Genomic DNA, 22,290 nt, shown 5'->3' on the forward strand with positions numbered 1-22,290 from the left:
CAATTAAATTTCAAGAATGATATTCGCATTGTGACGAATATGAAAATATTTGCATGAAAATTGCATATGTGCTATAATAAATAAATTGAAATCATATAATTTGAGGTATAAGATGAGCAGATTTATGTTGAATGAATTACATAAGGAAATATTACAACAGCTAACAAAAAAGGAATTCTTAAAAAGAATAAATGTCACTGAAGAAAAGATACAAGCTAATATTATAAACAAAAAATTCGTTAATAATTTACTTATATTAATAAACAAAAAACATTTATCATGCAAAGATGTATTGGAGCTAAGCTCTGATGTTTTAAGCAGTGTTTATCCGGATTCTCCCTGTGATTGGCTTTCTTATATTTTTCAATACACCTTACATAAATCATTTCCCGACGCTGCAACCATAAAGCTATATCCAAAATATGAAAGCGGAGTTCTTATATACTTAGAAATTTTGAGAACTATACTTCGTCATGCAGGTAACAGCGGTGTTTATGATAAATTTTCGGATTTCAATTTTCTGAATCAAGATGAAATAAATGAACTTGAAAATCCGGAGGAATATATTAATTTCTTGAATTATTTTGATAAAAATTATATATATGAACTTATGATGCTTGATGAAGAAGTTAACGGATTCAATACATTAAAACATGTTGCGGCAGTTCACTATGTTGCTATGCATGTTGCAAGGCAAATGAAGAAAGTAGGAATTCAAGTAAACTTAGGCTTAGTTTCGGGCGCTGCCGCAGGTCATGACATAGGGAAATACGGTTGCAAAGGGCTTGAAAAAAGGCGTGTTGCATATCTTCATTATTATTACACGGATCAATGGTTTACAAGATACAATATGTCCTCAATCGGCTTAATCGCAGCAAATCATTCAACGTGGGATCTGGAGCTTGAAAATTTACCATTGGAGTCGTTGATATTAATTTATGCAGATTTTAGGGTTAAAAATAAGCCTGTTAAAAACGGTTTTGAAATGTACATTTACAGTTTGTCTGAGTCATTTCATATAATCCTTGATAAGCTTGATAATGTGGATGAGAAAAAAGAAAAAAGATATATCAGAGTTTATTCCAAGCTTAAGGATTTTGAAAATTACATGGTACATAAAGGGATAAGCATAGATTTGAAATCTGACGAGCCAAACCCTACAAAGCTTATCGACTATGCTTTAATAGACGGTTATGAAGTTGTGGAAAACTTTAAGTTCATGGCTATAGAACACAATACATCTCTCATGAGCAAGCTTAACAATGAAGTAATTTTTACAGGCATGATTGAATCTGCAAGAAGTGAACAAAATTGGAAGAATTTAAGAGCATACTTGGATTTGTTGGATGAATATTCTATTTATTTGTCACAGAAGGAAAAGCTGTTCACGTTAAATTTTTTGTATGAGCTTTTAGTATACAGGGAAAGTGACATAAGACGAAAAGCAGCAAATCTAATGGGGAACATCATAGTAACATATGATTTAGAGTATTCAAAGGAAATTCCCGGAGATGTCAAAATAAATTTAAACGAAGAAATAAACGGCTTGTCTCTATGGGATAAATATATAGGGCTTTTTATTGATCCTGGACACAAGGTAACCGAAAACCACAAGGAATGGATTGGCTATTCCTTAAGAGTCTTTGTGGATTCCGTTATTAACTCAAACAGAAATGAAGATAAAAAAAGTTATTTGGATATTTTTATAAAATACTTGCAGCAGCAAGAAGATAATGCTGCATTATTTAGCTGCTTAAATTCACTTTTGAGCATCCCTGTTGAATTATATGCTCCGGAGCAGCTGTCTTTTGTAATTGAATATAGCTTAAAATCAACTAAATATCCGCAAGATATACATTTGATGGCTGTACAGTTTTTTAATATGCTAATTAATAATAAAGATAAAGTTCATGTAAGCTTAGAAAAAATAAGAGATTATGTAACGGATATATCTGTCGATGAAGGTCTTTGCATAAACTATTTAAAATATAAAATGTCTATAAATTTAAATATGACGCAAGAAATAATCAATCAATACAGCATTTTAATTACAAGCAGCAGGTATAAGAGTTCAGATTTGTTTTTAAATAATCTTAAAACTGCAACACCATGGAATGAAAAAACAATCAGCATTGATTATATAATGGATTTCATCAAGGATAAAAATGAAGTTACATTACTGCAAACTGCAACACATTTGGCTAATCTGGTAAAGGTGAGCGCTAAGGAGTCGGTGAGAAATAAGGCGGGTAATTCATTGGTTGAATTGGGAGCGTTTTTGACAGTTGAACAAAGAAATGAAATAGCAATCGAGCTGATAAAGGGTCTGGAAATAGATGAGTTGCAATATGCCAAATATATACCTGAATACCTTGGTCGTTTTGTTATGCTTTTAACTCCTAAGGAATTAGATGAGCTTATAACTGAATTAAGAATTATATACAAGGGCACAAATGATAGAGCAAGTGCCTTGGTAATAAATACTTTAGGTATAATGATTCAATATTATCACGAATACAAAAATAGATTTAATGAGGATGGTACAACCTATAACAACAGGCTTATAAAAATGATCGGGATAGTTTTAAGCGGACTTTCCAATTATAATACATCCGTAAAGCAAGAGGCATTTTTAGTTATCGGTCAAAATATTTTTTGTTCAAAAAAATTAAGCTTAAAGGAAAAGCATAAGATATTTTTGCTTATGTATAAAAAGTTGTTAACATTGATAAATGAAAAGGAATCGGGAGATTTGTTCTTTTTCAATAACTCAGCTTCCTTTAATCATATATACAGATTTATAAGTGATTATGAATTCTATTATAAGGATTTTGAAATTATTGAAAATAAGAATATTGCATTTTTTCCGGGAACATTTGATCCGTTTTCATTGAGTCACAAGGGAATAGTTACTGCTATCAGAAACTTGGGTTATGAGGTTTATTTAGCGGTAGATGAATTTTCCTGGTCCAAAAAAGTTCAACCCCGTATGATAAGAAGACAAATAATCAATATGTCCGTAGCTGATGAATTAGGAGTGTTTTTATTTCCTGATGACATACCTGTTAACTTATCGAATGCAAATGATTTAAAGAATTTAAGAGAGATTTTTGGCAATAAAGAGATATATATAGTGGTGGGAAGCGATGTATTGATAAATGCCACAGCATATAAATCAAGGCCAACTAAAAATTCTATTCACAGCTTTAATCATATAGTATTTAAGCGCGCTAAGGATGAAACTACTCCTGCTACATTGAAAAAAGCAGAAGAAAATAAGTTAAGAATAAAAGGAAACATCGTTGAGCTTAAGCTGCCTATGTATTTAGAGGATATCAGCTCCACTCAAATAAGAGAAAATATAGACAACAACAGAGATATATCAAATTTAATAGATTCTCTTGCACAAAGCTTTATCTATGACAAAAACATATATATGAGAGAACCTTTAGATAAAGGCGTTTTAAAATCAAAACCTTTTACGATAGAAATAATCGAAGACTTAAGTAAAAAAATTGTTGATGAAATCGGTCATTATATTTTCATGCATACGAATTTGTATGAAAATATAGGAGAAAAGCTTATATCCAAAGATATTAAGCTGATGGTTATAAGAGATAGTAAGAATTCCAATAAGCTGTTAGGATTTTCTGCGTTCCATAAAATCGGCTCGTCTGAAGTTTATGGAGAATTCCAAAGCCAATATATTGCTAATTATGTAAGAGATAAAACAGCAGGAAGAATAATCGTTATTGACGGTATTTTTATTAATCCAAGCAAAACATATGACAATATGGAGCAGATAATTTTAACCGAAACACTTGCTTACTGTTTAAAAAATGATTTTATATATGCATTATATTACAACATCTTGTCAAATACTAACACGGATGCAGTATTAGAAACCTTAGAGCTTCAAGGGTTTAATAAAATTAATGACGGCAATAAAACAATTTACGCGGCAGATATGAAATTCCCGATTTGCTTAACATTAAATATGAGAAGCTTTATAAAGGATTCTTTGAACAGCAATCCAAAAGTTTACGAGAAAATAGTTTATGCAAGAAAAAGATTGCAAAAGTCAATGACCGAGTTGTATCCCGGCTCATTAGTTTTGTCAATTGACAATGACATGATTAATCAAATACTTATAAATAAAATATGCAGCATTAATAATGTAAGCAATGAAATGCAGGATCCGAGAATTTTAGGAGAATATATGTGCGTGCCGTTCGGAAATATATTAAAGGGCTTGGTAGTGCCAAATACGGTTACAAAATCACTTCATACGGAGAAGGTATATTCAACAGATGCTAAGTCATTTAAAATAACCGAATATCCCAATTATTCACCTATTGAGATACAGGTAAATACAATCAAATCATTTGATAAACAGGTTATTTTAGTTGATGATTTGATGCATAAGGGATATAGAATTAAAGAAATTGACCCTATTTTAAAAAGATACAATATTGAGGTTAAAAAGATTATCGTTGGGATAATGTCAGGAAGAGGAAAGGATTTAATGGATATACAGGGAAGAGATGCCGATTGTGCATACTTCATACCTAACCTAAGGATATGGTTTAATGAAAATCTCATGTATCCGTTTTTAGGCGGCGACGGTATGTGGCAGAACGAACAATCATTTAATTTGATTCCGTCCACAAATTTAATACTTCCGTTTTATTCACCTATGTATTTAAATCAAGCAACCAAGGAGTCAATATATAACTTATCAATGACCTGCCTGACAAACGCAAAGATGATACTTCAGGCATTAGAGGATGAATATCAGGAATTGTATGAGAAGAAGCTTACTTTAAAAAGATTGGGAGAGGTTCTGATATCTCCAAGGATTCCGTATTTGGGAGATAGTATTTATTATGATTTGAACAAGGAAGCTTCAGGATATATGGATGTATGCATAGAAAATTTAATTAAGCTTGAGAGGATAATAATATAATGTTTTATTATTTATATAAAAATAAATATTTGTTTTCAATTGAAGATAAATACGATTATCCTAAAGTGAATAACATTCCTTTGATTACTGATGAATTATACTTTTTATATGAATCAGATAAAAAAGCTTCAAAAGGATCATATGCAATATCTGATGTTTCAGATTTGTTTAGCTATGAAGAATCAATAGACTTGTTAAGGTTAAAAGAAACTAAAGAAATTATTCCGGAAAATATAAAATGGCTTATAGATAACAGAAAAATAAAAGCAGTCAATACATCCTATGAAAATTATGAAGAAAGATTTTATTTTGCTGAAAATAAAAAAAAGACAGTAAACATTTTAGCATTAGGAGATGTAGGAAGCACCTTGCTTATGGGGCTCAAGCTTCTTGGAGCCGATATTATTGAATCCATCGGCATATACGACAGAAGCTCCGGGAAAATTCAAAGGTTTGAATATGAAATGAATCAAACATCATTTCCCTTCGAATATGACGTATTGCCGGAGGTGCATGGAATTTCCAAAGATGAATTGTTTGATTGTGATATGTTTGTTTTTTGCGCTTCAAAGGGAGTACCGGCGATAGGAGATGAAGGTAAAGACGTTCGGATGGTGCAGCTTGAGGAAAATGCAAAGCTCATTAAAGAATATGCAGTTTTGGCAGCGGATAAAAGCTTTAAGGGTATATTTGCAGTTGTGTCGGACCCTGTTGACCCGTTATGTGCCACTGTTTTAAAAGAAAGCAATAACGAACTTTTGCCGGAACAAATTAAGGGCTATGGACTTGGAGTAATGAACGCAAGAGCTATGTATTATGCCAAAAAGAACCAAGGATATTCCATGTACCTTAATGAGGGAAGAGCTTTCGGACCACATGGAAATGACCTTGTTATTGCAAACAGCATAGCTGATTATGATGATAAATTATCTAAAGAGCTGACAAAATTAGCCGTTGAAGCAAATCTTCAAGTCAGAAAGACAGGGTTTAAGCCATATATTGCTCCGGCTCTATCATCAGGAGCAATATCCATCGTTTATACTTTAAAAGGTGAATGGCATTACAGCTCAAATTATATAGCAGGTGTATACATGGGGGCTAAAAACAGAAATCTGTCTTCAGGCTTAGAAATAGAAAAAATAAATATGCCGGATGAGCTGTTCGAAAGAATAAAATATACGTATAATAATTTAAAGAAATTAGGGGACTTGTAATACTGAGCGAAGCTCTAATTGCTATTTGGGGGTGTATTTATGGAAAAATTACTGATATTGATTCCCGGTGATGTATCAGAGAGACTTAACAAAATTATAGAATATTCAATTCGAGGTATTGAACATGAGGTATTAACACATCTTGACGAAACAGAAAATTTACAAAACAGAAAAATCCTTTTTGCCATTGAGTTAGGTGACTCGGGCATAAACTCAGAGTTTTACAGGATGCTTGAGAAAATAAGCTTGTCGGGAAAATCATTTATGAGAAATTCTGTGGGAAGCATATTAATAAATTCAAATAATGAGCTTTATACGAGGGACGTGGCACGTAAGACAATACTGTATTGCAATATGGCAGGATGCACATTTCCCGGGAGACCGTTGTGTGAGGCGGCAGGTTATTTAAAAAATTTTAAAACACAGCAAAAATTATCACCTGATTTAAGCTTGGAGGAAATCTGTCTTATTGATAGCAGGACCGTAGTAGAAAAATTAATAAATTTCCAAGCTGAAAAATTTACCGAGCCCAAAATACTGATTCTTCATGCAAGCAATTACAAAACCTCTAATACATTATTACTTTGGCAAATGGTAAAGGAAAATTTAGATGGTTGCAGCATAAATGAAATACATATAGAAAATGGCTCTGTTAAGGATTGTAAAGCATGCTCATACAAGGCATGTAAGCACTATTCTCAAAGCCATAACTGCTTTTACGGAGGCATAATGGTAGAAGAGGTTTATCCCTCTATCATAGATTGCGACATACTGATAATGCTTTGCCCCAATTACAATGATTCAATAAGTGCTAATTTATCGGCAACGATTAACCGTCTGACTGCATTGTTCCGAAAGGTTAAATTTTATGACAAATATATATATACCATTATAGTTTCCGGCTTCAGCGGAAGCGATATTTTAGCCCAGCAGCTCATAAGCGCAATAAATATTAATAAGACCTTCATATTGCCGCCAAATTTTGCTTTTATGGAAACCGCCAACGATATAGGAGATATAGAACAAGTAGAAAATATAAATGAAAAGGCAAAAGAATTTGCAATGAATATTAAAAGATTTATGTCATAACAGATTATGAGTGAAAGACAACAGTATATAATAAATAAAAGACATTCAGAATTTTATCCTAAATGTCTTTTGTTTCTCTTATCCTAAATTTTATTCCTCGTCTTCGTCTAATAATTCATCCATTTCCGCTTCGTCTAATATTTCGTCAAATGCTTTAGTAACTTCTTCGTATTCATCATCAGATTCAATAGTTAAAAGTTCAAAGCTTCCGTCTTCATATTCTTCAAAACCATAAAGATAAACTTCGCCTTCTTCTTCATTTACTAAAGGCAATAATGCTATGTAGTCTTTTTCTCCAACAGGGAATATTGCTATTATAGCACACTCTACTTCAGTTCCATCTTCAAGAGTAATGGTCATTATATCTTCTTCATGTCCACATCCGCATTCACATTCATCATGGTCATGATCGCAACCGTCACCGCATCCGCAGTCAAATAAATCTTTATCTTCACTCATTTGATATACTTCCTTATAATTTATTTATCTGTTATAGATAGTTATTTAAACTGTAACAGAATAATTTATAAATTGCAAGACGAAATTTGCTAATTATTTATACTTTACAAGTTTTTACTTTTAAGCTATAATAATCAGTGATATCGGGATGTAGCGCAGTTTGGTAGCGCACAAGCATGGGGTGTTTGGGGCCGCAGGTTCAAATCCTGTCATCCCGATTAAGTAAAGGCATCTATCAAATTTGAGATAGATGCTTTTTTGATTTATATTATTTGAAGCCAAGATCTATTGATTTTTCAATATAACGTCGTGCGCGCCGCCTTCGGTTAATGATGTAGAAGAAACTACGGTCAATCTTCCTAATTGCTGCAATTCTTTTATGGATTTTGCACCGCAGTTGCACATTGTTGATTTTATTTTGTGCAGAGTTGAACCGAGTCCGTCATCCAGCTTACCGGCATACGGTACATAAGAATCAACACCTTCTTCAAATTGAAGTCCGGCTTTTCCTCCCAGGTCATATCTTGCCCAGTTTCTTGCTCTGTTAGAACCTTCGCCCCAATATTCCTTAACGTATCCGTTTCCGTATTTGATTTTTGAAGTAGGACTTTCGTCAAAGCCGGCAAAATATCTTCCAAGCATTACAAAGTCCGCACCCATAGCTAAAGCTAAAGTAATGTGATAATCCAAAACAATACCACCGTCAGAACAAATAGGAACATAAATGCCGTTTTTCTCAAAGTATTCGTTCCGAGCTTTAGCAACATCCAATACTGACGATGCCTGACCTCTGCCGATACCCTTTTGTTCTCTCGTAATACAGATGGAACCTCCGCCGATACCGACTTTTATAAAATCAGCGCCTGAATCTGCTAAATATTTGAACCCTTCTTTTTCAACAACATTTCCGGCACCAACTTTTACTTTATCACCGTATTTTCCCTTTATCCATTTTATGGTATCAAATTGCCATTCGCTGAAACCTTCAGATGAGTCAATACATAGAATATCGGCTCCTGCTTCAACTAATGCGGGAACTCTTTCCTTATAGTCTCTTGAGTTGATACCTGCGCCGACAACATATCTTTTTTGTTCATCTAACAGAGAACGAGGATTTTCTTTGTCTTCCGAATAGTCTTTTCTAAAGACCATGTACACTAAATTAAAATCCTCATCAACTATAGGAAGTGCATTTAATTTATGTTCCCATATAATATCATTTGCTTCTGAAAGAGTAATTCCTTCCCTGCCAACTATAAGCTGTTCTCCCGGAGTCATGAATTCCTTAACCTTTTTATCTAAAGGGTCTCTCGTTATTCTGTAATCTCTGCCTGTTACGATTCCTAATAATTTTCCGTCAGAGGAACCGTCTTCTGTTATAGCCATTGTAGAATGACCGGTTCTTTCTTTTAATTCAAGTACATCCTTCAGTGTGTTTTCGGGAGTAAGATTTGAATCGCTTATAACGAAACCGGCTTTGTATTTTTTTACCTTACGAACCATTTCTGCTTCGTTTTCAATTGATTGTGAGCAATATATAAATGAAATTCCGCCGTTTTTCGCAAGTGCAATAGCCATGTTGTTGTCAGAAACCGACTGCATGATTGCAGAAGAAAAAGGTATGTTCAGCATTAATTCGGGTTTTTCACCTTTTTTGAATCTGCAGATAGGTGTATTTAAATCAACATTTTCTACAACACAATCCTTAGTTGTCAAATTTGGTAAAAGTAAATATTCTCCAAAGGTTCTGGACGGCTCATTGACTATATTCGCCATTTGTATATCTCCTTTTCTTATGTATAATTATTCCTGTTAGATTATCACAACAATTTTGTATTGTCAACCCTTTATATTTTTAGGATCTTTATATTTTACTTAAGGTTTGATTAATAATTATAAAATATATTATATATGAAGTATAAATGTTTGAGATAATTATTGGAGGAGTATCAAAGAAAAAATGCAGTAATATCTCCTATATCATGAGATTGGACATGCTTTGATAGCTGCGAAACAAACCGAATCAGCACGGTTCATAAAATTACTATAGTACTGCGTACTTCTGGCGCACTGGGTTATATAATGCAGGTAGCTGAAGAAGAGCAATTTTTTTCTATAATTAAAGGCATAAATACTCTTAATGAATTATTGAAGGAATTTGAAAAAGAATAAGCAATCAGGAGTGAATGTAAATGAATATTTTAGTAACCCTTAATTCAAATTATATTGAACAATTGATAGTTATGCTTACTTCACTCGTTAAATCTAATGCCAATGAAAGCTTTGATATATATATTGCTCATTCGTCTTTAGATGAAGATGATATTAATTTAATAAACAACAGTGTATGTAAAGATAGGTGCGCAATTATTAATTTAAAAATACCAGACAGCATGTTTAATGAAGCACCTATAACAGATAGATATCCGAAAGAAATGTATTATCGCATTTTTGCATCACAATACCTTCCCGGATTTTTGGACAGGATTTTATATCTTGACCCTGATATAGTAGTTATTAACAGCATCAGGAACTTATATAATATGGAGATGGGCAACAATTTTTTTGCTGCTGCATCTCATGTAAATAAAGGTCTGAAAAAAATTAATGAAATAAGGCTTGACATGCCTGAGGACAGCATGTATATTAATTCAGGAGTGATGCTTTTAAATCTAAAAGAATTAAGGAAAAAGCAAAATATTCAGGAAGTATATGATTATATCGAAAATAAAAAAGTTTTTTTCCTATTACCTGACCAAGATGTGATTAATGGTGTATATGCGGACAAAACAGTTCATATTGACGCAATGATATATAATTTAAGCGATAGATATTTATATTTATATAATGCGAATCCTAAGAATATCAACACAAAAAAAGATATGAGATGGGTAGCACATAACACATCAATCGTTCATTATTGCGGCAGGAATAAACCTTGGAAGAATGGTTACAAAGGAGAACTTGGAGTTTTTTATTATTATTTTGAAAATTTAGTAAATAGAAATATAAGCAGTTAGCATTATTTGGAAATTTTTCAAAGTACCCTGAACATGTTTAACAATTTAGCCCCCCTTGTAAAGAGTATTACATACACTTTACTTTTTATAAAGATGATTTCAAATGAAATCATCTTTATATTTTAAAGCCTGCGAGCCCCTAACCCTACGTGAAAATCTGTCATTATCAATATATGCAGTTCTGTACCTTTTGAAAGATACAGATAGATTTATAATATATGTATAACTAATTATAATTAAACTAAGATATCCTCCGTCTCAATAGGGACGGGTGAATGACGGGTAATAATCTTATTGAAGGAGAGAACTATGTATAACATTCCAAAGGTTGCAGCAATTCATGATATGTCAGGTATAGGAAGATGCTCAATGACAGTTATAATGCCTATTATGTCGGCTTTAGGCTGTCAGGTGTGTCCGCTTCCCACAGCATTACTGAGCAGTCATTCGGAATTTAAGGATTTTTATTTCTTTGATTTTACTGACCACATGGAAGAGTACTTTAATATGTGGGAAAAAAACAATGCAACTTTTGACTGCGTATACAGCGGTTTTATTGGCTCTGAAAGACAAATAGATATAATGGAAGATATTATTGAGAGGATTAAAAAAGTCAGTAATCCTTTAATAGTTGTGGATCCCGTAATGGGTGATCACGGTATTATCTACCAAACCTATACAAAGAAAATGGTAGAAAAAATGAACACTCTTGTAAGCGTTGCAGATATTATAACTCCAAATTTGACAGAGGCGGAAATTCTTTTGGGAGAAAAATATAAATGCGAAAAGATAAATATTGAAGAGCTTAAACAATATTTAAAACGTCTTTGCGATATGGGACCGAGAGTATCAGTAATAACAGGAGTCATTACTGAAGATGGTGAACATATAAACGGATGCTATGACAAAGATAATGATAAGTTTTACAAGGTACCGTTTGATTACATTAATACAAGATATCCGGGAACAGGTGATTTGTTTACTTCATTATTTTTGGGCTATTTGTTGCAGGGTAAAATTCTTCCTGAAGCAATGGAATATGCATCAACTTTTGTTTCAAAAGCTGTGTCAGCTACGTATGAAGCTAAAACCCCCGGTTCGGAAGGTGTATTATTTGAAAAAATAATGAAAGAATTGTACGTTGAAAAGAAAAGTTTTGATTATTCACGAATTTGAATTAATATAAAAACAGACATTTGATTAACAGAGATTGTGCCTAAAATACATTCTCTGTTTTTTATTGTTTATTATGGTATATTTTTATAAAAATTGTTAATAATAAAAATAATTTACAGAAAATTTTACTTGAAAAATCCCATAAGATATACAAAAGACAGATGATTTATAAAAAAAATTACATTTTGACAAAAAAAAACTTGTGTTTTTTTTAGATTAAGGTTATAATACGTCTTGTGCAAAAAATTATGGGATTTTGCATAGGGATTGCCAATAATGTATGAGTTCATACTTATACAAAAAGTAAATTTTTCAAGTAAAAATTTATACCTTTAATTGACAATGCAGAGGTCAATTTTGGATATTATTAAAGGTTGGTGGTAATATGAAAAAAATATACCCATTAATAGTTGTAACAATTTTAATAATGAGCTTTATTGTAACTAATGATAGTAATGAAGGAAACTCTAAATACAGTGTTTTTGCAAGCATATTCAAAGAAGATAATGTAAAAACAAAACCTCCATTAAAGGAATTAAAGTATGATATTGACAGAAGTAAAGTAGAGCATAATACACAAATATTATATAATGACGAAAAATATGTAGATTATAAACAAGTAATTCAACAAGGTTCAGATGGTTTGAAGAAATCAGTATATCAAGAATGCTATATTGACGGAAAAATGATACTTAGATCATTAGAAGAAGAAATAATTATCAAAGAACCTGTTGACAAAATTATCGAAGTAGGTACAAAGGAAAATACGGTGGCAACCTCAAGAGGCGGGTTCAGATTCAGAGAAGAACTTGATATGGTTGCAACAGCCTATGACTTATCGTTTGAAAGCACAGGTAAAAGACCCGGAGATCCCTACTACGGTATTACGGCATCTGGCACAAAAGCTCAGCCAGGTACAGTAGCGGTAGACCCAAAAGTAATACCTCTTGGAACGAAGCTATACGTAGCTTCCACAGATGGCAGTCCTGACTACGGGTTCGCAACGGCACTTGATACGGGTGGAGCAATCAAGGGAAACAGAATAGACTTGTTTATGGAAGACGGCAATGATGCGTACTGGTTTGGAATCAGACAAGTAAAAGTTTATATTTTAGAGTAAAACATCATTAAGTTAGAGAAAAAGAAAAAATTCTTCGGAATTTTTTCTTTTTTTGTTTAATAGTAGTAAAATTTATCATTATAATCTAATCCTACATTCTTTATACAATCTTAATTTCATGATAGTTTTCCTTTACACTGTCTTTATCAGAATACGAATTATAATGAAGTTGCTAAAAAACAAGAAGGTAAAATTCATACACAAGCTGGATATTACCGGAAAAACTTTATTTGGTGGAGGTGAGAAACATGACAGATTATTCAAGTAACTATCAGAATTACATTAAAATGGATATTATTGCATTAAAAGCGAAATAATATTTTCAGGCGGAGGAAAATAGTAGGCAGTCCATGATTATAAATCCTCATTCATCTATTAAGCCTGCAATTCGGAACATGGAGCGGATCACAGCCTTTGATTCCCGCTTCGGCAGAAGCGCATCGATTATGGTAACTAAGCTTGAGGAGGAATTAATCTTTATGGGCAAAAAAAATATATAAGGAGTTGATAAAATGGGAGCAGTTTTAGCGATTTCAGGGCTCATTGCACTGGCATTGCTTATCTATTTATTCTATGTATTATTTAAGGGAGAAGAAATATGAGCTATATTGTAGTAGAAGATATAATTTATTTGATCCTATTGATAGGACTTTCATTTCCATTAGGCATTTATATGTACAAGGTAATGGCAGGACAGAAGGTGTTTTTAACACCTATACTTTCTCCTGTCGAAAGGGGAATTTATAAAATCATGGGGGTTCGCGACGATGAGGAAATGGGAGCAAAAGAATATACTTTTGCAGTGGTCGCCTTTAGTGCCGTTTGTCTTGTTTTTCTCTGGGGACTGCAAATGCTGCAAGGATTTTTGCCTTTAAACCCCGAAGGAATTAAAGGAACAAGCTGGCATCTGGCGTTCAATACATCTGCAAGCTTCGTTTCAAATACAAACTGGCAGGCGTATTCCGGTGAATCCACATTGTCTTATCTGTCACAGGCGTTGGGGCTTACCGTCCAGAACTTCGTGTCGGCAGCGGCAGGAATCGCCGTATTGTTTGTATTGATCAGGGGTTTTATTCTCAAAAAGAAAAGTACCATCGGTAGCTTCTGGGTGGATTTAACAAAAACAACACTCTATATTTTGATTCCACTTTCATTGATCGTTGCAGTTCTCCTTGCATCACAGGGCTCGGTACAGACTCTGAGTCCGTATAAGGATGTTGTGGCGTTGGAAAACGGAGTTGTTCAGACCATACCGTTAGGTCCGGCGGCAAGTCAGATAGCGATAAAGCAGCTTGGAACAAACGGCGGTGGATTTTTTGGCGTCAACTCAAGTTTTCCGCTTGAAAATCCAACACCGTTCTCCAACTTGATACAGCTTTTGTCCATCCTTTTAATTCCGGCGTCCCTTTGTATATCTTTTGGAAAAGCGGTAAAGGACAGCAAACAAGGAAGATCAATCTATATCGCCATGATTATTTTATTTGTGGTGTGCCTTGCGGCTGTAACAGTTAGCGAGCAATTTACAGCTCCAAATTTTGCAGGTGTAACGGCATCGGCAAATATGGAAGGGAAGGAAGTTATCCACGGCATGGGTACATCGTCATTATGGGCTGCGGCAACCACCGCTGCTTCCAATGGTTCGGTCAACTCTATGCATGACAGCTATACCCCCTTCGGTGGAATGGTTCTCATGTTCCTGATGCAGCTTGGTGAAATTGTCTTCGGAGGAGTTGGTAGCGGACTTTACGGGATGCTGGCTTTTGTCCTGCTCACGGTATTTATTGCGGGGTTAATGGTTGGTCGAACTCCCGAATATTTGGGCAAAAAAATTGAACCCTTTGACATGAAAATGGTGTGTCTGATTGTTCTGACTCCGCCGCTGTTAACACTCATAGGCACAGCCGCTGCCGTTGTGATGCCGGAAGCAGTGTCATGGCTGACAAATCCCGGCGCTCACGGATTTTCGGAGATCCTGTATGGTTTTTCTTCAATGGGTAACAACAACGGAAGTGCTTTTGCGGGATTTAACGCAAACACGGTATTTACCAATGTTACAGGTGGGGTTATTATGCTGTCGGTACGCTTTATTCCTATGGGAGCAGCAATTTTTCTGGCAGAGAATCTTGCCCGGAAGGAAACCGTTGCTGCCGGTGAAGGAACGCTGTCAACCACCAATACCATGTTTGTCGGGCTGTTGATTGCTGTTATATTCATTATCGGAGCGCTTAGCTTTTTACCCGCCTTAGCGCTTGGTCCGATAGCGGATTATTTTACAAACCTATAGATTGAGGTGATAGATATGAAACAAAAAAGTGTCAATAAAAGCATATTCAGAGACGCGATACGCCAGTCATTTGTGAAGCTTGCGCCTCGCGTACAGGTTAGAAACCCTGTCATGCTGGTAGTGTATATAGGGGCTATACTCACAACCGCTTTATATATACTGTCTTTTACAGGAATTAAAGATGAGAATTCAGGATATATCCTTACTATATCCCTTATATTATGGTTCACGGTGCTGTTCGCCAATTTTGCAGAAGCCATTGCGGAAGGACGAGGACGTGCACAGGCCGACAGCCTGAGGAGCGCCCGAAAAGATGTGAAGGCTAAAAAGCTGAAATCAGCATCAAATATTGAAGAATATACCGAGGTATTATCCAGCAATCTGAAAAAAGGTGATATCGTCTATGTAAAAGCAGGCGAACAGATACCTATGGACGGCGAGGTGATTGAGGGAGCCGCATCCGTGGATGAAAGCGCTATTACCGGTGAATCCGCTCCGGTCATCCGTGAATCCGGCGGTGACAGAAGCGCGGTTACCGGAGGCACAACGATAATTTCCGACTGGCTGGTTATCCGGGTCACCGCTGAGCCGGGGAGCAGTTTTCTTGATAAGATGATTGCTATGGTTGAGGGAGCCTCCAGAAAGAAAACGCCGAATGAAATAGCACTTCAAATATTGCTTGTAACGCTCACAATTATTTTTCTTGTGGTAACAGCGACGCTGCTGCCTTTTTCAGGCTTCGCAAGCAGCCAGGCAGGAGCAGGCTCGGCAATTTCTGTTACAAATGTGATTGCACTGCTGGTATGTCTGGCACCGACAACCATCGGAGCACTCCTTTCCTCCATAGGCATCGCAGGTATGAGCCGCCTGAATCAGTCTAATGTGCTGGCAATGAGCGGCCGTGCTATCGAAGCGGCCGGTGATGTGGATGTACTCTTATTGGATAAGACGGGCACTATTACACTTGGAAACAGGCAGGCCAGTGAGTTCATCCCGTTAAAAGGGGTAAAGGAGCAAGAGCTTGCCGATGCTGCGCAGCTTTCCTCCATAGCGGACGAAACTCCCGAAGGTAGAAGCATTGTAATACTTGCAAAAGAGCGCTTCGGCATCAGAGGGCGCGATCTATCCAAACTTGGCGCAGCCTTTGTTGAATTTACGGCAAAAACCAGGATGAGTGGAATCGACTATCAGGGGAATGAAATACGCAAGGGTGCCGCCGATTCGGTAAAGACCTTTGTAATTGACAAAGGTGGTGATTATCCGGAGGAATGTGAGAAAATCGTCAAAAGGGTAGCCGGTGAAGGCGGAACTCCTCTTGTGGTTGCTAAAAATGACGGCGTATTGGGTGTTATTTATCTGAAAGATATTGTTAAGAACGGCGTTAAAGAACGATTTGAAGATTTGCGTAAGATGGGTATTAAGACAATCATGATAACCGGGGATAATCCGATGACGGCTGCGGCAATTGCAGCGGAGGCGGGTGTGGATGATTTTCTTGCCGAAGCAACACCGGAAGCCAAGCTGGCATTGATTCGTGATTATCAGTCGAAAGGTCACCTTGTGGCTATGACCGGTGACGGTACCAATGATGCACCGGCACTTGCGCAGGCGGATGTGGCGGTTGCGATGAACACGGGAACTCAGGCCGCCAAGGAAGCGGGAAACATGGTGGACTTGGATTCAAGCCCTACCAAACTCATTGATATTGTAAGGATTGGAAAGCAGCTTTTAATGACGAGAGGCTCACTTACTACTTTCAGTGTGGCAAATGATGTAGCAAAGTATTTTGCCATAATCCCGGTGCTGTTTTTCGGTATTTTCCCACAATTAGAGTCGCTTAACATTATGGGTCTTACAAGTGCTACAAGTGCTATTCTTTCAGCTATTATTTACAACGCGCTGATTATTGTTGCACTTATTCCTTTAGCTCTAAAGGGTGTCAAATACCTCGAGCTGCCGGCCGGAAAGCTGTTAAAGAAGAATATGCTAATTTATGGCTTAGGAGGAATTATAGCCCCCTTTGCGGCAATTAAGCTGATTGATATGTTATTGACTGCATGCGGTATTGTATGAGGAGGATGGATATGAATAAGATTATTAGAGTGTTAAAGTCTGCAGTTTTATGCTTCATTGTGATGACAATACTCTGCGGTGTCATTTATCCCGGCGTTGTCACCGGTATTGCACAAGCAGTGTTTCCAAATCAGGCTAATGGAAGCATCATTACCGTAACATTAAATGATGGAACAAAGAAAGCTTTCGGTTCCGCGTTAATTGCGCAGGAATTTACGAAGCCTGAATATCTGATAGGAAGACCGATGGGTACAACAAACCTGTCGCCGGTCGGTGAGGAGCAGAAAAAACTGGTTCAGCAGCGAATCGATTGGTGGCATTCCCTTGATCCGGAAAATATAGCGGAGATCCCAATGGATCTGGTTACAGCATCAGGCAGCGGCGTTGATCCTAATATTACGCCGGAGGCAGCAGAATATCAGGTTGCCCGTATAGCAAGAGTAAGAGGTATCAGCGAAGATGACGTAAGAGAAATTATTAACAAGTATACTGCAGGTAGATTCCTGGGCTTTTGGGGTGAACCCGCGATAAATGTTCTGAAAGTCAATTTAACTCTTGACGGATTGCTTTAGGATGGGTAAAGTGGTATACTTTAAGGGGGTGAATTTATGGTAAATTATGATGATGGGCGTCCGGATCCGGATATTCTTCTTGAAAACATCCGTACGGATGAGCCGAAAAAGACCGGGAAGCTGAAGATTTTCTTTGGATATGCCGCAGGCGTGGGAAAAACCTACGCTATGCTGGATGATGCCCGGGAGCAGTTAAAAAGCGGCGTTAATGTATTGGTCGGATATGTGGAACCGCATACCAGACCTGAGACAATGCAATTGATTGACGGATTGCCTGTATTGCCGCCCAAGGTTGTGAATCATAGAAACATTCAGCTTAAAGAATTCGATTTGGACGCAGCACTTAAGATAAAGCCCGAATTAATCCTGGTGGATGAACTTGCGCACTCCAATGCTGACGGAGTGCGCAACAAAAAACGATATCAGGATATTGAAGAGCTTCTCAATGCGGGAATAGATGTCTATACAACAGTAAATGTTCAACATATAGAGAGTCTGAATGATGTGGTTCAGGACATCACGAAAGTTAATGTACGGGAAACCATCCCTGACTATATTTTTGATAACGCCGACAAAGTAAAGCTCATAGATATCGAACCGGAAGAATTGCTGATACGCTTTGAAGAAGGCAAAATTTATCGTCCTGAAAGAACTGAAACAGCACTAAAAAATTTTTTTTCCAAAGAGAATCTGCGCCTTCTTCGTGAGATTGCCATGCGTAAGGCTACAAACAGAATCAGCCAGGATAATCAGAATGAGTTCCACATGGCTGAGAAATCAGCCGGCAGTAAATTTCTGGTTTGTGTAGGTTCTTCGCCGTTTTCCGCAAAGCTTATACGGTGGACGGCAAGAACTGCCGACGTTTTCCATGCACCATGGGTCGCAGTATACGTGGAAAACATAGAAAGTCAGGATTTTACTGAAAGCGAAAAGAAAAACATCCGGGCAAATTTAGACCTGGCAGAACGGCTGGGCGCTAAAACGACAACGCTCAACGGTGATGATGTTGCAACCGTTATTGCGGAGTATGCCAAGCTTTCCGGGATCACAAACATTGTCATAGGGAAAAGCAGAAATAAGAAGACCCTGAAAAACCTATTTGAAATGGATCTTGAAGATAAGCTCATTTCTCTGTTATCGTCCATTGAGATTCACATTATACCGGGCAGATCAGCGCAAAGATCATACCGGAAGCCAAGAAGACTACACATTAGAAAAAACCTGTATTTATCATGGCTGGATACGCTGAAAACATTTGTGCTGTTAACGACGGCGACCTTGCTTTCAATGGGAATGCGTGCTCTGAATATTGGCGATCATAATATTATTATGATGTATATTCTTTCCGTATTAATTGTATCAAGGATTACTATGGGATACTTGTATGGAATTGTCGTCTCCGTATTAAGCGTACTTGCATTTAATTTCTTTTTTACTGTTCCATATTATACACTTAATACAATACAGCCGGGTTATCCCATCACATTTGTCATTATGTTCTTTGTGGCATTCATTACAAGCGCATTGACCGTCCGTATTAAAATACAGGCACGGCTTGCCGTAGAAAGAGAAAATCGCACGGGGGTATTATATGAAATAAACAAAAAGCTTCTTACAACCAGGGGGCTGGAAAACATCGTAGCATTGACCAATGAATATATTACAAAGCTATTTGGACGTTCCGTCATCTTTTACACACAAAATCCGGAAAATGGTTCAACAGGCACGTTGCTGCAATCTTCTTCAGAGACGGATTCTTCTTTTTTATTATCTGAGGATGAACGAGCGGTTGCGCATTGGGTATTTATTAATCAAAAACGGGCGGGCGCAGGTACGGATACTCTGATGGGTGCAGGTGCATTTTATATGCCTGTCATTTCACAGGGCAATGTCCTGGGAGTTATTGGGTTATCCTGTGCCAAGGGTAAAATAGATCAAAATAATCGGTTTTTCCTAAGGATGATCTCTTCACAGGTGGCCATGGCACTCGAACGTCAACAATTATCGAATGAGCAGCGGCGCATATTGGTTGAAACGGAAAAGGAGAAAATGAGAAGCAATTTGCTTCGGGCCATTTCTCATGACCTACGGACTCCCCTCACCTGTATTTTGGGCGCAAGCTCCGCTATTATTGAAAACGGCGGATCTATGGACAAAGCTACTCATGACAAGCTCGTTCTGAATATCAAGGAAGATTCCCAATGGCTCATACGCATGGTGGAGAATCTCCTGTCTGTCACACGTATCAATGAAGGCACAATGAATGTTGCCAAAACATCAGAAGCTGCCGAGGAAATCATAGCGGCAGCCATCAGCCGTATTCGGAAGAGGTTTGCATTTCAAAAAATATCTGTGAAAGTGCCTAATGAGCTTTTAATAGTCCCCATGGACGGTACATTGATAGAGCAGGTCCTTATCAATCTGCTTGAGAACGCCGTCAAGCATTCACCTGGGGGTTCAACAATAGAAGTGAATGTGAAAAAGAACGGAAATTACGCAGTATTTGAGGTTATTGACAGCGGCGAAGGGATTTCCGAGCAGGATTTCCCTTATCTATTTGAGAGCTACGTACCTAATAGTAAACGAAGCTTGGATTCATCAAGAGGCATGGGAATTGGTCTGTCTATCTGCATGTCTATTGTAAAGGCGCATCATGGGAAAATTGAAGCAGCTAATAAAAAGGAAGGCGGCGCAGTTTTCCGTTTTACACTGCCGCTTGAGGAGAGTGATGATAATGAACAATAAACCACTGATTTTAATTGTTGAGGATGAGGAAGGCATATGCAATTTTATTTCTGCTATATTGTTATCTAATGAGTACAATGTAATAAAAGCAGCAAAGGGAAAGGAAGCTGTTTCAATGGCGGCTTCTTATTGCCCTGATTTGATTTTGCTTGATTTGGGCTTGCCGGATATGGACGGTGTAGAGGTATTAAAAACTATTAGGCAATGGACCCGTATACCCGTTGTTGTCGTATCGGCACGTGGACATGAACGTGAAAAGGTCGAAGCGCTTGATTTGGGAGCTGATGACTATATAACAAAGCCCTTTGGAACATCGGAGCTGCTGGCAAGAATAAGAACTGCGATGCGGCACAGTCAAAAGAGTATGACCGAAAATCCATCTGAAACTGGTAAAATTAACGTTGGAGAACTTGAAATTGATTATAGCAAGAGACTGGTTACCATTGCCGGAAATGAAATACACCTTACACCAATTGAATATAAAATTATTGTGTTACTTTCACGCCACATAGGAAAGGTGCTTACGCATGATTTTATTATAAAGGAAGTGTGGGGACCATATACTAATGAAATACAAGCGCTGCGGGTCAATATGGCGAATATCAGAAGAAAGCTTGAGGTGAACCCTGCAGAACCAAAATATATTGTAACAGAGGTTAGCGTAGGTTATCGAATGGTTGAAGACTTATAATAGAATGTTAGATTAACATAAAAATCAACGGCTGGTATCTGAATTGTGGTTGTAAAGATGTAAAATTTCGGATATCAGCCGTTTCTCTATATAAAACCTTAATGTATTTAGGACAACCGCAACGAGATTGTATACTGTTTAGTAATGATACTGCAAATTGAAATCAAAATCGTATGTACAAAATTTAAAAAATAGTGTATATTGTAAATAGAAAACAATATATGAGAGGAAATTATGAAGCAACCTATTTTTATTGGAGTATGTGGAGGCAGCGGGTCAGGCAAAACAACAATTGTTAACAGGATTAATTCAGAGGTTCCGGAAAAAAGTATATCTATAATGGAACATGATGCATATTATAAGGATCAAAGCCACTTAACATACGAGCAAAGATGCAAGACTAATTACGATCATCCATTTGCATTTGATACGGATTTGTTTGTGGAGCATATAAAGGAATTAAAAAAGGGAAATACGATACAAAAACCCATTTATGATTATGGAATACATAACAGAACAAAGGAAACAATTATCTCTGAACCAAAGGAAATAATCATAGTTGAAGGTTTGCTGATTTTTTATGAAGAAAGAATCAGGGAGCTGTTAGATATAAAAATATTTGTAGACACTGATGCCGATATAAGGATTTTAAGAAGAATTGTAAGAGATATGAATGAAAGAAAAAGAAGCTTGGATTCGGTTATTAATCAGTATTTAAGTACTGTAAGGCCTGCACATGAACAATTTATCGAGCCAAGCAAAAAATATGCGGATATCATTGTTACAGAAGGCGGTAATAATTTGGTAGCAGTTGATTTGATGGTTACAAAAATTAAATCGTTGCTTGAATATGCTTACAGAGCTTAGCTTAAAGAGGTGTA

15 protein-coding genes and 1 tRNA gene are annotated in these 22,290 nt (G+C 36.6%); 14 read left to right on the forward strand and 2 right to left on the reverse strand.

The genetic code is table 11. The features are described 5' to 3' along the window. Positions 1-112: 112 nt before the first annotated feature. From RT412_RS12460 to RT412_RS12470, 3 genes are read left to right on the forward strand one after another with little or no spacing between them, the layout of a single operon-like run. A complete protein-coding gene (locus tag RT412_RS12460; protein ID WP_313341250.1) occupies positions 113-4,966 on the forward strand; it encodes a cytidyltransferase in 4,854 nt (1,617 codons plus the stop codon). Further along, positions 4,966-6,180 (forward strand): lactate dehydrogenase, encoded by a 1,215-nt coding sequence (locus RT412_RS12465; protein ID WP_313341247.1) that lies wholly within the window; start codon positions 4,966-4,968, stop codon positions 6,178-6,180. Before RT412_RS12460 ends, RT412_RS12465 begins: the two co-directional genes overlap by 1 nt. A gap of 39 nt (positions 6,181-6,219) precedes the next feature. Beyond that, complete coding sequence (locus RT412_RS12470; protein WP_313341244.1) at positions 6,220-7,269, forward strand: NAD(P)H-dependent oxidoreductase; 1,050 nt, start codon at positions 6,220-6,222, stop codon at positions 7,267-7,269. A 90-nt stretch (positions 7,270-7,359) separates the two neighbouring features. Here RT412_RS12470 and RT412_RS12475 read toward each other — a convergent pair whose 3' ends face one another. Then, positions 7,360-7,728: a DUF1292 domain-containing protein gene (locus tag RT412_RS12475; protein ID WP_398439413.1), complete on the reverse strand. Its 369-nt coding sequence runs from the start codon at positions 7,726-7,728 to the stop codon at positions 7,360-7,362. A gap of 144 nt (positions 7,729-7,872) precedes the next feature. Between RT412_RS12475 and RT412_RS12480 the strand changes: the two genes are divergently transcribed. Beyond that, positions 7,873-7,946: transfer RNA gene (locus tag RT412_RS12480), tRNA-Pro, on the forward strand. A 67-nt stretch (positions 7,947-8,013) separates the two neighbouring features. On the opposite strand, the gene RT412_RS12485 is transcribed toward RT412_RS12480, so the two are convergent. Further along, complete coding sequence (locus RT412_RS12485) at positions 8,014-9,504, reverse strand: IMP dehydrogenase (RefSeq protein WP_313341241.1); 1,491 nt, start codon at positions 9,502-9,504, stop codon at positions 8,014-8,016. Positions 9,505-9,920: 416 nt separating this feature from the next. Here RT412_RS12485 and RT412_RS12490 point away from each other — a divergent pair, with 416 nt between their 5' ends. The 10 genes from RT412_RS12490 (at position 9,921) to udk (ending at position 22,276) form a co-directional block, all read left to right on the forward strand. Then, entirely contained in the window at positions 9,921-10,748 is an 828-nt protein-coding gene (locus RT412_RS12490; RefSeq protein WP_313341237.1) for a glycosyltransferase family 8 protein, read from the forward strand. A gap of 309 nt (positions 10,749-11,057) precedes the next feature. After that, positions 11,058-11,924, forward strand: a complete 867-nt coding sequence (locus tag RT412_RS12495) for a pyridoxamine kinase (protein ID WP_313341234.1) — start codon at positions 11,058-11,060, stop codon at positions 11,922-11,924. A gap of 385 nt (positions 11,925-12,309) precedes the next feature. After that, positions 12,310-13,044 (forward strand): 3D domain-containing protein, encoded by a 735-nt coding sequence (locus tag RT412_RS12500; protein WP_313341231.1) that lies wholly within the window; start codon positions 12,310-12,312, stop codon positions 13,042-13,044. A gap of 512 nt (positions 13,045-13,556) precedes the next feature. Beyond that, the gene (locus RT412_RS12505) at positions 13,557-13,646 is read left to right on the forward strand and encodes a potassium-transporting ATPase subunit F (protein WP_313341228.1); all 90 of its coding nucleotides are present in this window, start codon (positions 13,557-13,559) and stop codon (positions 13,644-13,646) included. Further along, a complete protein-coding gene (gene kdpA, locus RT412_RS12510) occupies positions 13,643-15,328 on the forward strand; it encodes a potassium-transporting ATPase subunit KdpA (RefSeq protein WP_313341225.1) in 1,686 nt (561 codons plus the stop codon). Before RT412_RS12505 ends, kdpA begins: the two co-directional genes overlap by 4 nt. A gap of 15 nt (positions 15,329-15,343) precedes the next feature. Then, positions 15,344-17,401, forward strand: coding sequence for a potassium-transporting ATPase subunit KdpB (gene kdpB, locus RT412_RS12515; protein ID WP_313341222.1), 2,058 nt, complete (start codon positions 15,344-15,346; stop codon positions 17,399-17,401). A gap of 11 nt (positions 17,402-17,412) precedes the next feature. Continuing rightward, positions 17,413-17,973 (forward strand): K(+)-transporting ATPase subunit C, encoded by a 561-nt coding sequence (gene kdpC, locus RT412_RS12520; RefSeq protein WP_313341219.1) that lies wholly within the window; start codon positions 17,413-17,415, stop codon positions 17,971-17,973. Positions 17,974-18,009: 36 nt separating this feature from the next. Then, complete coding sequence (locus RT412_RS12525; protein ID WP_313341216.1) at positions 18,010-20,718, forward strand: sensor histidine kinase KdpD; 2,709 nt, start codon at positions 18,010-18,012, stop codon at positions 20,716-20,718. Further along, the gene (locus RT412_RS12530) at positions 20,708-21,409 is read left to right on the forward strand and encodes a response regulator transcription factor (protein ID WP_313341213.1); all 702 of its coding nucleotides are present in this window, start codon (positions 20,708-20,710) and stop codon (positions 21,407-21,409) included. Before RT412_RS12525 ends, RT412_RS12530 begins: the two co-directional genes overlap by 11 nt. A 234-nt stretch (positions 21,410-21,643) precedes the next feature. Then, a complete protein-coding gene (gene udk / locus RT412_RS12535; protein ID WP_313341210.1) occupies positions 21,644-22,276 on the forward strand; it encodes a uridine kinase in 633 nt (210 codons plus the stop codon). The last annotated feature ends 14 nt before the right edge of the window (positions 22,277-22,290 follow it).

The sequence above is a fragment of the Sedimentibacter sp. genome (assembly GCF_032080165.1).
In the GTDB taxonomy this organism is placed as follows: domain Bacteria; phylum Bacillota; class Clostridia; order Tissierellales; family Sedimentibacteraceae; genus Sedimentibacter.